This window comes from Achromobacter sp. CSND-B12 (assembly GCF_052906545.1).
In genome coordinates this window covers 2321485-2335281 of the sequence record NZ_JBREGJ010000001.1, presented here as the reverse complement: position 1 = coordinate 2335281, position 13797 = coordinate 2321485, and the positions used below count along the sequence as shown (strand labels likewise).

The following is a 13797-nucleotide window of genomic DNA, read 5'->3' as shown; positions in this document are numbered from 1 at the left end:
CCAGAACCACAAGTATGCAAGACGATCTTTTCGGCGATGCGCTGCCCGTGCCGCCGGCCAACACGCCGGATCAGGCCGCGTCTCGTGCCAATCCCGACCTTTCCGCCCTCCGGAGCATGGCCAGGGTGCTGCCCGCGCCTGCGGGGCAGGAATGGAGCGCGCTCGCGGGGCAGTTGCCGGCGCAGTTGCGCTTTGGCGTCTCCACCTGGTCGTACCCCGGCTGGGAAGGACTGGTCTGGGACGGCGAATACGATTCGAGCACGCTGTCCAGGCATGGCCTGGGCGCCTATCATCGGCATCCGCTTCTGCGCACCGTTTGCGTGGACCGCACGTTCTGGCAGCCGTTGACGGCGAGCCAGTACGCCGCTTATGCGGGGCAGGTCGATGAGGATTTCCGTTTCGTCGTCAAATGCCCCGCCAGCGTTACCGATGCCCAGGTGCGTGGCGAAGCAGGCAGGACGCGGCAGGCCAATCCGCTTTTCCTCGACCCGTCGGTGGCTGTCCAGGAATTCGTGCGCCCGGCGCTCGAAGGCCTGGGGGCCAAGCTCGGTGTGCTGGTGTTCCAACTGAGTCCGTTGCCTCTGGGCATGTTGAGCCGCTCGGCATCGCTGTTCGAAAAACTGGGGCGCATGCTGGCCGCCGTGCGGGAGGCATTGTCCGCGCATGATGCCGTGATCGTCGCCGTGGAAGTGCGCGACCCGGAACTGCTGGGTCAGGCGCTGGTCGACACGCTCAAGGCGCATGGGGCCACGTTCTGCCTGGGGCTGCATGGCAAGATGCCACCGATCGACGCGCAACTGCCGATGCTGCGCGCGCTCTGGCCGGGGCCGCTGGTCTGCCGCTGGAACCTGAACCGCGTGTTCGGCGCATACGGTTATGCCGACGCGCAGAAGAAGCATGATCCGTTCAATGCCCTGCTCAGCGAGGATCTTCCCACGCGCGCGGCGCTGGCGCGCACGATCCGCGGCATTACGGGCGCGGGCCAGCCGGCCTACGTGACGGTCAGCAATGACGCCGAGGGCTGCGCGCCGCTGTCCATTCAGCAACTGGCCCAGGCCATTGCGGGGTAGGGCTGGACGGCAGACTCGGCGCCAAGGCCGTCATTCCGGCTTTATACCCGCTGTCTTGACAGCCTCTCGCCACATCTCGACTTCGCTGGCTACCAGCCCGGCGAACGCCTGGGGCGTGGAGGATTTGGGTTCCAGCCCTTCCCTGGCGAACTGTTCCCGCAGCGCGGGCGCTTGCAACGCCTCGGACAAGCGTGCGTTGAGCAGGCTGACCACCGCGTCCGGGGTTCCCGCTGGCGCCGAGAGGCCATGCCACAAGGTCGCGGAGAATCCTGGAACGCCGGCCTCCGGCGCTGTCGGGATATCGGGCAACAGGCTGCTGCGGTTCTCGGTTGATACGCACAAGGCCGCCAACCGCCCATCGCGGACATAGGGGGTCACCGACGCCGTGCTCGCCAACATGAACTGAACCCGACCGGCCAGCAGATCGGTCAAGGCCAGACCGGTGCTACGGTATGGCACGTGGGAGACCGAAATTCCGGCTCTGCGGGCGAACAGCTCGGTGGCCAGATGCGTCGACGATCCGGTGCCCGAGCTGGCGTAGTTCAGACTGCCGGGTTTTTCTTTCGCCGCGCGCAGCAGATCCGCCAGGCGGGTGAAGCCGGTTTCCTTTCCTGCTACGAGCAACCAGGGACCGGACGCGATCATCCCCACGGCGCTGGTGTCCTTGACAACGTCATAGTTCAGCCGCATTACCGCGCCGTTGGTGGCGTGCGAGGTGGACAGCAGGACCAGGGTGTAGCCGTCGGGTTGCGAGCGTACCACCGCCTCCAGTCCCATGGCGCCGCCTGCGCCGCCGCGATTTTCCACCACCACACTGACGCCCAGCCTGTCCGTCAGGCCGCGCGCCACCACGCGCGCCAGCACGTCGGAGCCGCCTCCTGGCGCATAGGGCACGACCAACCGTATCGGCCGCTCGGGGTATCCCGCAGCCGCCCAGGCTGGCCGTAGCGCAGCGCCAGCCGCCAGGACCATCGTTGTTGTGAGGAATTTGCGTCGTTCGTTCATGTGTGTCTCCTGCACCCTGTCCGGTGCGTCAAGCGAAGCTGGGGTCGAACAGCGACAGCGCGACGTCGCCGGGCGGGTGGCCGTCCAGGATGGCCTCGTCGACGACGATCCCCAGGCCGGGTTCGGCGCTCGCGCGGAAATGGCCGTCGCGCAGCACGGACGCGTTGCCGCGCACACCGGTCTCGAACAACGGCGACTCGGCGAACTGCTGTTCGACCGCCTCGGTGATGCCGAGCGCCGCGCACACATGCACGGTGTGCGCATGGGCCACCGGGCCCGAAGGGTTATGCGGCGAGACGGCGATATCGTGACCGGCCGCCAAGGCGGCGATGCGGGCGAATTCGCCATAGCCGCCGCAGTACTTGATATCCGGCATGATGACGTCGTACAGCCCTTGCGCCACGAAAGGCAATGCGCCGGCCACGCCGATGATGTTCTCGGCGCCGGCCAGTCGCATGCCGGCATGGTTCGCATGCCTGCGCAACGCGCGGATGCTGTCGTGCCATTCGGGGGACTCCGGTACGGGACATTCGAGCCAATGCAGGCGGGCGTCGGACAAATCATCGATGAAGCGCCTGGCGGCGTCGCCATCGAGGCGCCAGTGGCAGTCGACCATCAGCGGCAGGTCCGGCCCGATCGCGTCGCGCACCGCCAGGATGCGTTGCACGGCGCGCGCGGCCTCCGCCACGCCCTCGGCGGACGATGCCGTCCGCGGCGTCACCGCATCGAACGGCATGATCTTGATGCCCTGGAAGCCTGCGCCGACGGCGGCCTTGCAGGCTTGGGCAAAACCCGCCGGCGTGCGTTCCCTGACACTGCGATTGACGGTCGCGTAGGACCGCAGCGGCGTGCGATCGGCTCGGCCCCACAGATCGCAGATTGGCAGGTCCAGATACTGGCCGGCGAGGTCGAGGCTGGCCTGATCCAGCGCACTGATAACCGCATTGCCCGCGCGCCCTGCGGGCATGCCGGGGTAGGCTTTGCAAAGCGTGGCGAGTTCGTCCAGCGTCAGGTTGCGGATAGACGGCATCAAGCGTGCCAGGATGGCACTCATCGCACCCTCATGGGCGCGCAACGTCAGCTCGCCCCAGCCATGGCGACCGTCGTCCATGATGAGCTTCAGGAAGCTCCAGTTCGACCGCGGCGCGACGCCGGCCACGTGCAGGCTTACGTCCGCGACGCGGGCGGCCGCGCCTGTTTTTCGAGTTTCCAGGATGATTGAATGGCTGCGCATGCCGTGGGCTCCTCCGCCGTGATCGCATTGATGGGACCGAGGCACGAAGCCTCGCTGTGTTGTGTTCGACGATCTTATCGGCCACACTATTCGGGTCAACGTAGATTCGCCGAATCAATGCATGGAAAGCCACATATCCCGCGAAAAAAAGCGGATTCCGCTGATCGGATCCGATGAGGCGGCGAAGTTGCTCGGGATATCCCTGCGCACGCTCTACTCCTACGTCAGCCGTGGCCGCATCGGCCGCGTAATCGATCCCGTCACGGGCAACAGCCAGTACAACAGGGCGGAGGTCGAGGAATACGCGCGCAAGCGCGATCGCGGCCGCAGCGCGGGCAGCGCCGCGCGGGCTTCGCTCAGTTTCGGATTGCCAGTGATGGACAGCCAGGTCTGCGCCATCAAGGCCGGCAGACCGTGGTTTCGCGGCCAGGACGCCATCGCTTTCAGCGCGACCGCCACGCTCGAGCAGACGGCGGCCTTGCTTTGGGACGTGGATAGCCTGCCCGAGACGGGCCGCGCGGATGTGGCGGAGGACGCCGGCGCGGGCGGCGAGCGCTTTCTGCCGCGCTTTCATCAATGGCTGCTCACGAACATGGATCGGCTGCACGTGCGCGAGGCGCTGAGCCGCGACGAGCAGCTTAGGCACGCCAGCCGCATCCTGCGCGCCGGCGCGATCCTCGCGGTTGGCGATGAGCTGCATGGCGCTGCGATACACGAGGCCATGGCGCGCGCCTGGGGCGTGCCGGCCGGCGCGGCCGACATCATCCGACGCGCGCTCGTGCTGCACGCCGACCACGAGCTGAATCCGTCCAGCTTCGCGTTGCGCTGCGTCGCCTCGACCATGGCATCGCCCTATGCCGCCACCCTTGCGGGTTGTTGTGCGGCCAGCGGCGTCAAACACGCGAACTTTTCGGCGGTGATGGCCTTGACTGGCGCGACATTGCGCGGCGAGGAAGCAGCCGCGTTGGTGGCCGCCCACGTGGCGACAGGCCAGGCGTTGCCGGGCTTCAACCATCCGCTCTATCCCAAGGGCGACCCGCGCGCGACGGCCCTTCTCGATGACCTCCGGGGCATCGCGTCCGGCCGCGATATGGCGCGCATCGACGGACTGCTCCATGCTGCCCACTCCAGTCAGGGCCTGCTGCCCAAGAACGATTTTGCCTTGGCCGCGGTCACGCATCTGCTGCGCCTGCCGACGGACGCGTGCGAGCGCATTTTCGTGGTCAGCAGAATCGTCGGTTGGAACGCGCACGCCCTGGAGCAGTACAGTTCGCCGCTGCTCATCCGGCCCCGGGCGCGCTACGTGCCGGACTAGGTGCCGTTGGCCCGGGAAAGGGCGCGCAGCGCCGTCAACGCCGATCCGCGGTCGGTGGTTTGCGGCGGGCCTGCAAGGTCTGCTCGACGGCCAGCGCCAGCCCCAACAGGCGCACGTCGTCGCCGGGCCTGGCCAGCATGTCCAGTCCGACCGGCAATCCGACTGGCGCGCCAGCGTCGGGTGGCGTGAAGCCGGCCGGCAGGTCGATCGCCGGGAATCCCAGGGCCGATGCGAATATGCCGTTGCGTTCCGGCCTGGGGGCATCGCCCACGGCCAAGGGGGGGCGCTTCTGTGCCGGGTAGACCATGGCGTCCAGCGCCTGGGTGTCCATCAAGTCCAACATCTTGCGGCGTAGTGTGTCGCCGTAGCGCAGTGCCTCGCGGTACTCCGGCATGGCAAGAGGGTCCTGCCAGGCCACGGACTGCTGCAGGAACTTGCTCATCCCGGCGGGATACCGGCCCGCGGCCACATATGCGCGCAGCGAGGCCGGCCCGGCGCCCGTGGGCAGGCGCGCCAGGAACGCCTCGAACAATGGGCCGAACTCATAGTTGGCCACGTTGAGCCGCTTGCTGCCCAAGTCGGAATCGAATTCCGCGTCGTCAATCTCGACGATTTGCGCTCCTTGCGCGCGCAGGGCGTCCAGCGCCGTGCGTATGATCGCATTCACCGGCTCGTGTTCGGGACCTTTGCCGAACAGGTTCGCCAGCACGCCGAAACGCTTGCCGGCCAGGGACGCGCGCGCCGGCGGGCCCGCCCGCAGAGCCGTTGCCGCGCGCGCCGCCTCGGCGCCGGCAGGCCGCGGATCTACCATGACGGCAAGCACCCGCGCGGCGTCGTCCACCGACCGGCAGATTGGGCCGACCACGTCCATGGTCGAGGACTGCGCGATGGCGCCGCGCCGGCTGACCAGCCCGGCCGTGCTGCGCAGCGCCACCACGCCAGCGGAACTGGCGGCGTTGCGCAGTGAATTGACGGTTTCGGTGCCCAGCGCGCACAGGCTCATGCCGGTGGCCACGGCCACCGCCGAGCCGCCGCTGGAGCCGGCGGCAAATCGCGTGGGATCGTAGGCATTGAGCGTCTGGCCGCCCAGCGAACTGATGGTGCTGCCGGCCACGGCGAGCTCGTCAAGGTTCGTTTTGCCTATGAACAGCGCGCCCGCGTCGCGCAACCGGCTCAGCGCGTCCGCGTCTTCGCCCGCCACATTGCCATGCAATAGAACGGAGCCCCCTGTCGTGGCCATGCCTTTTGCGTCGAGGTTGTCTTTGACCGCTATCGGTATGCAATGCAACGGCAACACCGTGCCCGCGCGCCGAAGCGCATCCAGCTTCTGCGCGTCCGCGAGCAGGTCCGGGTTGACCGAGATGAACGCCTTGAGTTGCGGGTCCCGCTGCCTGATCGTTGCCAGCGCATTGCGCGCGACGTCTGCGCAACGGATGCGGCCCGCGGCTTGCGCCTGGAGCATTTCGGCGATCGACAATTCGCCCGGGTCCGGCGCGGACGCGGGCGAAGCGTCGGCAGGCGGGATTGGCAAGGCCAGGGCGCATGCCAGGATGGTCTTGATATGGTGGCTCACGGCCATGGTGGTTCTCCCCATTCCCGCGCGGCGGGATCGTTCTGGTTGGATGCAACGCCGGCTCATCATGAGCGCGGCGGCGCGCGGCGTCTAGGTTGATTCGTCGAAGCAACGTTTACGTCGCCTGCGCGCATCGCCATAATTTCCACGCGGTCTCCTGCGCGCCGCCGGCGCGGCGCATTCTTCTTCTGGAATATCGAATGTCACAAGATTCTCCGCGCACATCCTGGCCGACGGGCTACCTGATCAATCCCTGTGCCGATGCCCTGCCCGACCGTTGCGTCGACTTATTCCGGGCCGCACCGGCCGCGGTGGTGGCGGACTGCGCCGGCCTGCAGGTTGCCTGTATTGGCCTGCGGCCTTTCCACGGCGCTGCGGGGGCGAAGCTGTGCGGTCCCGCCCTGACCGTTCGCGTGCGTCCCGGCGACAACCTCATGATCCACAAGGCATTGCTGATGGCGCGCGCGGGCGACGTCATCGTCGTCGATGGGGCAGGCTACCTGTCCCGCGCGCTGGTGGGGGGACTGATGCGCGCCACGGCGCTGGCGAAGGGGCTGGGCGGGTTTGTGGTGGACGGCGCTATCCGCGATCTTGATGAGTGGGCTGACGGCAAGGTCCCTGTCTATGCGCGCGGTCATACGCCGCAAGGGCCGGAAAAGCAGGGGCCGGGCGAAATCAACGTGCCGGTGGTGTGCGGCGGCATAGACATCGTCCCCGGGGATCTTGTGATCGGCGACACGGATGGCGCGATTGCCGTCCCTCGCAAGGTGCTGCATGGCCTGGCAGAGCGGGTAACCCTGCACCTGCGGCGCGAAGCGAGCATCCGGGAACAGAACGCCGCCGGCCGGCCGGATGCCGCGCGCATAGATGACCTGCTGCGGGCGCGCGGCGTGCCTGTCTAGGTCGGACGCAACTTTTGGAACGCTCCGATTCCCGCGATGCCGGCAAGGCCATGGTCCTTGCCCGACCGCCTGCCGTTGCTTCTGGCCGGGCGCGGTAAAATCCGCTCCCCATGCGCTATTCCGATTTCGACCAACGTCTCGCCGCCCTGGGCGCCCAACCGGCCCATCGCGGCCGGGTCATGCGCGCCTGGCTGACCGGTCAGGCGTTCGACAGCGACACGTGGCGGCGGCGCTTCGACAACTATCTGCCGCTGGCGCTGCGCGAGGCGCTGCCCGCCCTGTCCGCGGAGCTGGACGGCCTGGCGCGCGTCCGCTCCGAACATGCCGGGCACGACGGCTCGCGCCTGCTGGTCGACCTGGCCGACGGGCAGATGGTGGAAAGCGTGCTGCTGCCGCGCGACGGGCTCTGTGTTTCCACCCAGGTCGGCTGCGCGGTCGGCTGTCGATTCTGCATGACCGGCAAGAGCGGCCTGATCCGCCAGGTCGCCAGCATGGAGATCCTGGCGCAGGTGGTGCTGGCGCGGCGGCAGCGCGCGGTCAAGAAGGTCGTTTTCATGGGCATGGGCGAGCCGGCGCACAACCTGGACAACGTGCTCGAAGCCATCAATGTGCTCGGCACCGAAGGCAATATCGGCCACAAGAACCTGGTGTTCTCCACCGTGGGGGATCCGCGCGTGTTCGAGGCGCTGCCGCGGCAACCCGTCAAGCCCGCGCTGGCGCTGTCGCTGCATACGACCCGGGCCGAGCTGCGCGAACATCTGTTGCCGCGCGCGCCGAAGATCGCGCCGCAAGATTTGGTGGAAATGGGCGAGCGATACGCCCGTGACACGGGCTACCCGATTCAGTACCAATGGACGCTGCTCAAGGGCGTCAATGACGGCGATGACGAACTCGACGCCATCCCGCGCCTGCTCAAGGGCAAATTCGGCGTGCTCAACGTCATTCCCTTCAACAGCCTGGAAGGCGACGACTACCAGCGTCCCGAGACCGAACGCATCCGCGAGATCGTCCGTATCCTGCACCGCCGCGGCGTCCTGACGAAGGTGCGCAACAGCGCCGGGCAGGATGTGGATGGCGGCTGCGGCCAGTTGCGGGCCAGGGCGGTGGGCGCGGAGCGGGTGGTGCGGTTGCGCCGGTCACGGGGCGCGACCGCCTGACTCCGCCGCGCGGGCGGGCGCGCCGGCTACGCTGCGCGATATGCGCCGGGGCCTACCCCGGCATGTCCGCCGGATGATCCGCCGGCTCGCGGTTCAGTTTCGCGCAACGGTACAGCCCCTCCCGGTCCAGGATCGTCATCCCGCCATAGTGGGTCTGCAGTATGCCTTCCCGCGCCAGCCGGGTCAGGGCGGTGTTGCAGCGCTGGCGCGACACGCCGCACAGGCTGGCGATCTCTTCCTGCGAGATCTTGAGGCGGCCATTGGTGCCGGAATGCTGCTCGGCGTTCAGCTGCGCGGCGACGGCGCGGGCGACGGTGGTGTCGACGTCCAGCAGCACGTTGCCCGTGTAGCTGGCCATCAGCCAGTTGACGCGCTGCGCCAGGTGCATCATCAGCGCCTTGGTGAACTCGATATTGTTGTTCCACAGGCGTTCGCAGGTGTCGCGCGGCAGGATCGCGACCTGGCTCGGCCGCAGCGCCACCACTTCGTATTCGAACGGCTCGCGGCGGATCATGGTGGCCTCGCCGAACCAGCTGCCGGTGCTGAAGCCGGCCAGCGACAGCGATTTGCCGTCCGAGCCGCGCGACGACCATTTCACCAGGCCGTCCACCACGCCGTACCAGCCCAGGGACTTCGAACCCTCGCGGAACAGGCGTTCGCCCGCCTGCAATGACACCACCCGCAGTTCGGCCCGCACCACCTCGCGTTCGAGCTGCGGCAGGCCGTTGTACCAGGGTACGACGGCCAGCATCCGGTCGACCGGGTCTTGCTTGGGTCGCCGCTTCGGGCTGGCAGGTTCATGGCCGGTTCCGGCCGCTGCTGCGCGCATGGTTGTCCCCGTTCCGCCGTGGTGAGGGCGCCCAGGTAAACCCTAGGACGCTTTGTCAACATGATGACTGTTCGCATTTGGGGCCGGTCCGAGAATATTCGGGGCCCCAGAGCCAAAAAACCATAAGAGGAGACAGGTATGTTGTCAATGCCGCGCAGGTTTTCGCGCGCTGTCCTGGCCGGCGCCATCGCCGGCGCCCTGCTGCACGCGGGCGCGGCCCAGGCGCAGGTGTCCGACGACGTGATCCGGATCGGCTTCATCACCGACATGTCCGGCGTCTATTCGGGGCCGGACGGCCCTGGCGGGGCCGAAGCCATCAAGATGGCCATCGAGGAGATGGGCGGCGAGATCAACGGCAAGAAGATCGAACTGTTGACGGCGGACCACCAGAACAAGGCGGACATCGCGTCGGCCAAGGCGCGCGAGTGGTTCGACCAGCGTGGCCTGGACATGCTGATCGGCGGCACCAATTCCAGCACGGCGCTGGCGATGTCCAAGGTGGCCGCGGACAAGAAGAAGCCGATCATCGTGGTGGGCGCGGGCGCGCCGGCCCTGACCAACGAGCAGTGCACGCCGTACACGCTGAACTATGCCTACGACACCGTGGCGCAGGCGCGCGGCACGGGCGCGGCGGTGGTGAAGGCGGGCGGCAAGAGCTGGTACATCCTGACGGCGGACTATGCCTTTGGCCATGCGCTGCAGGCCGATACCACCAAGGTGGTGGAGGCGGGCGGCGGCAAGGTGGTCGGGTCGGTCAAGCATCCGCTGTCGACCAGCGATTTCTCGTCGTTCCTGCTGCAGGCGCAGGCTAGCAAGGCCGAGATCCTGGCGCTGGCCAATGCCGGCGCGGACGCCACCAACGCGATCAAGGCGGCCAACGAGTTCGGCCTGACCAAGACGATGCGGCTGGCCGGCATGATCATGTTCATCAACGATATCCACGCCATGGGCCTGGAGACGGCCAAGGGCATGTACCTGACCGACAGCTGGTACTGGAACGCGTCGGACGAGACGCGGGCCTGGGCGCGGAAGTTCTACGAGCGCCGCAACGCCATGCCGTCGTCGCTGCAGGCGGCCGACTATTCGGCGGCCATCCAGTACCTGCGCGCGGTCAAGGCCACCGGCACGGACGACGCCGACAAGGTGCTGGCGTATCTGCGCGAGAACAAGCTCGACGACGTGTACATCAAGAACGGCGTGGTGCGCCCGGACGGCCGCGTGGTGCATGACATGTACCTGCTGCAGGTCAAGACGCCGGAGGAATCGAAGGCGCCCTGGGACTACTTCAAGGTGGTCCAGACCATCGATGGCAACGAGGCCTTCACCACCAAGGCCGAGACCCGCTGCGCCCTTTGGAAATAAGAGAACCGCCATGGCAAAACGCAAAGTGATCGTGACCATTGCCCCCACCGGGGGCATGGCGTTCAAGAGCCAGAACCCGCATCTGCCGACCCAGCCGGCCGAGATCGCCGAGGACGTCTACCGCTGCTACAACGCCGGGGCCAGCGTGGTCGCGCTGCACGCGCGCCGCCCCGACGACCAGGCCACCTGCGACGCGGCCATCTACCGCGACATGAACCAGCGCATCCGCGAGCGCTGCGACATCGTGCTGAACAATTCCACGGGCGGCGGCGTGCACGGCGACATGGTCAAGGAAACCACGCCGGGCACCTGGGAGATCCTGTGGGAGGAGCGGCTCAAGGGCATGGACGCCGGCGCCGAGATGTGCACGCTGGATGCCACCACGCTCAATCTGGCCTTCGGCGACCGCGAATACCTGATGAACACGCCCTTGACGCGAGCCCGCGAGCTGGCGGCGGGCATGAAGGCGCGCGGCATCAAGCCGGAGTGGGAGGTGTTCAGCCCGACCCACATCCTGCAGGACGCGACCACGCTGATCAACGAAGGACTGGATGAAGAGCCGCATTTCATCAATCTGGTGATGAATGTGCACCGCAACTTCCAGAACGCGATGCCGTTCTCGCCGCGCCACCTGCAGATGATGGTGGACCTGCTGCCCAGGAACAGCATCTTCTGCGTCAGCGGCATCGGGCCGTCGCAACTGGAGGCCAACATCAGCGCGCTGCTGCTGGGCGGCCACGCCCGGGTGGGCCTGGAAGACAACCTGTATTACCGCCACGGCGAGCTGGCGACCAATGTGCAGCTGACCGAGCGCATCGTGCGCATCATCCGCGAGCTGGACATGGAGCCCGCGACGCCCGCCGAGGCGCGCGAGATCATGGGGTTGCCGCTGCGCAGCGGGGTGCGGCCGGAATTCGCGCTGTGAGAGCGGCGCGGCATTTTTCCAAGGATGTAGCCTGATGATTGAATCGTTGAAGGGCAAGCGGGTCCTGATCACCGCCGGCGCGGGGGGCATCGGCCTGGCCATCGCGCGCAAGTTCCTGGCCGCTGGCGCGCAAGTGCACATCTGCGATGTGGCCGCGGAAGCGGTGCAGGCCGCCGTGCAGGCGCACGCCGGCTTGAGCGGCAGCGTCACGGACGTGGCCGACGAAGCCCAGGTGCTGGCCATGTTCGCGGAGTTGGCCGAACGCTGGGGCAAACTGGATGCGCTGGTGAACAATGCCGGCGTCTCGGGCCCCACCAGCCGGCTCGAAGACACGGACCTGGCGGCGTGGCAGGCCACGCTGGACGTCAACCTGACCGGCACGTTCCTGTGCGCGCGCAGCGCGGTGCCGCTGCTGCGCGAGGCGGGCGGCGGGGCCATCATCAACATCTCGTCGGTCGCGGGCCGGCTGGGCTTTTCGCTGCGCAGCCCCTACAGCGCCAGCAAATTCGGATTGGCGGGGCTGACGCAGACCTGGGCGATGGAACTGGGACCGTCCGGCATCCGCGTCAATTCGGTGCTGCCGGGCGTGGTGGCGGGCGACCGGGTCGAGCGCATCATCGCCGCGCGCGCGGCGGCCGGCGGCGTCAGCAACGACGCCATGCGCGCGCAGTTGGTGGAAAAGGTGTCGCTGCGCAAGATGACCCAGCCCGAGGACATCGCCAACCAGGTGGCGTTCCTGTGTTCGGACGAGGGCGCGATGATCAGCGGCCAGAGCATCTCGGTGTGCGGCAACGTCGAATACCTGGGGTAGCGAAGAGGCGGCGGGGCACGCCGGCTATGCCCGGACACTGAGTCCGGGCGCCTCGATGCGGATCGGCGTGCCGATATCGCGGCGCCATTGCGCGGGCCCCGATACGTGCAGGTTGCCGCCGTCCGCGTCCACCGCCACCGTCACCGGCATGTCGACCACGTCGAATTCGTAGATCGCCTCCATGCCGAGATCCTCGAACGCGACCACGCGGGCACGGCGGATCGCCTTGGACACCAGGTAGGCCGCGCCGCCCACGGCGATCAGGTAGGCGGCGCGATGGCGCTGGATCGCGGCGACCGCGTCGGGGCCGCGTTCGGCCTTGCCGACCATGGCGATGAGGCCGGTGTGTTCCAGCATCATGTCCGTGTAGCCGTCCATGCGGGTGGCGGTGGTGGGGCCCGCCGGGCCGACGGCCTCGTCGCGCACGGCATCCACCGGCCCGACGTAGTAGATCACGCGGCCGCGGAAATCCGCCGGCAGCGGCTGGCCCCGCGCCAGCAGCTCGCGGATGCGCTGGTGGGCGGCGTCGCGGCCGGTGAGCATGCGGCCGTTCAGCAGCAGGGTCTCGCCGGCGCGCCAGCGGGCGACCTCGTCGCGGGTGAGCGTGTCCAGGTCGACGCGCCGGGCCGTGGCGGCCTGCGCCGCCGGACCCAGGTCGGGCCACAGGTCGAGCGAGGGCGGTTCCAGGTGCGCCGGCCCGCTGCCGTCCAGCACGAAACGGACGTGGCGGGTGGCGGCGCAGTTGGGGATCAGCGCGACCGGCTTGGCGGCGGCGTGGGTCGGGTAGGTCTTGAGTTTCACGTCCAGCACCGTCGTCAGGCCGCCCAGGCCCTGCGCGCCGATGCCCAGCGCGTTGATGCGCTCGTACAGCTCCAGGCGCAGCGCCTCTTCAGGGGCAAGCGCTGCGCCGCTGGCGGCGCGTGCCTGCAACGTGTGCATGTCCAGCGGCTGCATCAGGCTTTGCTTGGCCAGCAGCACGGCCTTTTCGGCGGTCCCGCCGACGCCGATGCCCAGCATGCCGGGCGGACACCAGCCGGCGCCCATGGCCGGCACTTGCGCCAGCACCCAGTCCACCACGCTATCGCCGGGGTTCAGCATGGCCAGGCGCGCCTTGTTTTCCGAGCCGCCGCCCTTGGCCGCGACGGTGATTTCAAGACGGCCGCCCGGCGCGATCTCGACGCTGGTGACGGCCGGCGTGTTGTCGCGGGTGTTGGCGCGCGCGAACAGCGGGTCGGCGATGACCGAGGCGCGCAGCGGATTGTCCGGGTCCAGCCAGGCGCGCCGCACAGCGGCGTTGACCGCGTCTTCCAGGCTGCCGGTGAAGTCCGCCCATTGCACGTCCATGCCGACCTTGAGGAAGACGTTGACGATGCCGGTGTCCTGGCAGATGGGGCGCCGGCCTATGGCGGCCAGGCGCGAACTGGCCAGGATCTGCGCCATGGCGTCGCGCGCCGGGGCACTGGTTTCGCGTTCATGGGCGCGGGCCAGGTGCACGATGTAGTCGGGCGAGTGGTAATGACTGATGTACTGCAGCGCGCCGGTGATGGAGTCGATCAGGTCTTGCTGTCGGATGCGGGTCATGGGCGGGGACGATTGCGCGGGAGGAGCGCCGTC

At 68.1% G+C, this 13797-nt stretch carries 12 protein-coding genes; 7 read left to right on the top strand and 5 right to left on the bottom strand.

Going from position 1 to position 13797, the window contains the following annotated elements; genetic code table 11:
* Positions 1-14 precede the first annotated feature (14 nt).
* Positions 15-1070 (top strand): DUF72 domain-containing protein, encoded by a 1056-nt coding sequence (locus ACUTAG_RS10820; RefSeq protein WP_076467079.1) that lies wholly within the window; start codon positions 15-17, stop codon positions 1068-1070.
* A 30-nt stretch (positions 1071-1100) separates the two neighbouring features.
* Here the strand turns inward: ACUTAG_RS10820 and ACUTAG_RS10815 are convergent, their stop codons facing one another.
* Positions 1101-2075 (bottom strand): tripartite tricarboxylate transporter substrate binding protein, encoded by a 975-nt coding sequence (locus ACUTAG_RS10815; RefSeq protein WP_049054090.1) that lies wholly within the window; start codon positions 2073-2075, stop codon positions 1101-1103.
* Positions 2076-2103: 28 nt separating this feature from the next.
* Positions 2104-3309, bottom strand: a complete 1206-nt coding sequence (locus ACUTAG_RS10810; protein ID WP_054516382.1) for a mandelate racemase/muconate lactonizing enzyme family protein — start codon at positions 3307-3309, stop codon at positions 2104-2106.
* 61 nt (positions 3310-3370) lie between these two features.
* On the opposite strand from ACUTAG_RS10810, the gene ACUTAG_RS10805 reads away from it, so the two are divergent.
* Positions 3371-4624, top strand: a complete 1254-nt coding sequence (locus tag ACUTAG_RS10805; RefSeq protein ID WP_148317255.1) for a citrate synthase family protein — start codon at positions 3371-3373, stop codon at positions 4622-4624.
* A gap of 34 nt (positions 4625-4658) precedes the next feature.
* Here ACUTAG_RS10805 and ACUTAG_RS10800 read toward each other — a convergent pair whose 3' ends face one another.
* Positions 4659-6203: an amidase gene (locus ACUTAG_RS10800; protein ID WP_006385772.1), complete on the bottom strand. Its 1545-nt coding sequence runs from the start codon at positions 6201-6203 to the stop codon at positions 4659-4661.
* Between the two features lie 194 nt (positions 6204-6397).
* Between ACUTAG_RS10800 and ACUTAG_RS10795 the strand changes: the two genes are divergently transcribed.
* Positions 6398-7099 carry an RraA family protein gene (locus tag ACUTAG_RS10795; protein ID WP_026383957.1) on the top strand — a complete coding sequence of 234 codons (702 nt, stop codon included), beginning with the start codon at positions 6398-6400 and terminating at the stop codon, positions 7097-7099.
* Between the two features lie 110 nt (positions 7100-7209).
* Complete coding sequence (locus ACUTAG_RS10790; RefSeq protein WP_026383958.1) at positions 7210-8256, top strand: RNA methyltransferase; 1047 nt, start codon at positions 7210-7212, stop codon at positions 8254-8256.
* Positions 8257-8308: 52 nt separating this feature from the next.
* Here the strand turns inward: ACUTAG_RS10790 and ACUTAG_RS10785 are convergent, their stop codons facing one another.
* On the bottom strand, positions 8309-9085 hold the full coding sequence (locus ACUTAG_RS10785) for a Crp/Fnr family transcriptional regulator (protein ID WP_236260859.1): 777 nt from the start codon (positions 9083-9085) through the stop codon (positions 8309-8311).
* 138 nt (positions 9086-9223) lie between these two features.
* Here ACUTAG_RS10785 and ACUTAG_RS10780 point away from each other — a divergent pair, with 138 nt between their 5' ends.
* The 3 genes from ACUTAG_RS10780 to ACUTAG_RS10770 are packed head-to-tail and all read left to right on the top strand — an operon-like array spanning position 9224 to position 12183.
* On the top strand, positions 9224-10447 hold the full coding sequence (locus ACUTAG_RS10780) for an ABC transporter substrate-binding protein (RefSeq protein WP_109441985.1): 1224 nt from the start codon (positions 9224-9226) through the stop codon (positions 10445-10447).
* Between the two features lie 10 nt (positions 10448-10457).
* Positions 10458-11372 (top strand): 3-keto-5-aminohexanoate cleavage protein, encoded by a 915-nt coding sequence (locus ACUTAG_RS10775; protein WP_024070480.1) that lies wholly within the window; start codon positions 10458-10460, stop codon positions 11370-11372.
* A gap of 34 nt (positions 11373-11406) precedes the next feature.
* Entirely contained in the window at positions 11407-12183 is a 777-nt protein-coding gene (locus ACUTAG_RS10770) for an SDR family oxidoreductase (protein ID WP_020926223.1), read from the top strand.
* 24 nt (positions 12184-12207) lie between these two features.
* On the opposite strand, the gene ACUTAG_RS10765 is transcribed toward ACUTAG_RS10770, so the two are convergent.
* Positions 12208-13764, bottom strand: coding sequence for a fumarate hydratase (locus tag ACUTAG_RS10765; RefSeq protein ID WP_148317251.1), 1557 nt, complete (start codon positions 13762-13764; stop codon positions 12208-12210).
* Positions 13765-13797: the final 33 nt, after the last annotated feature.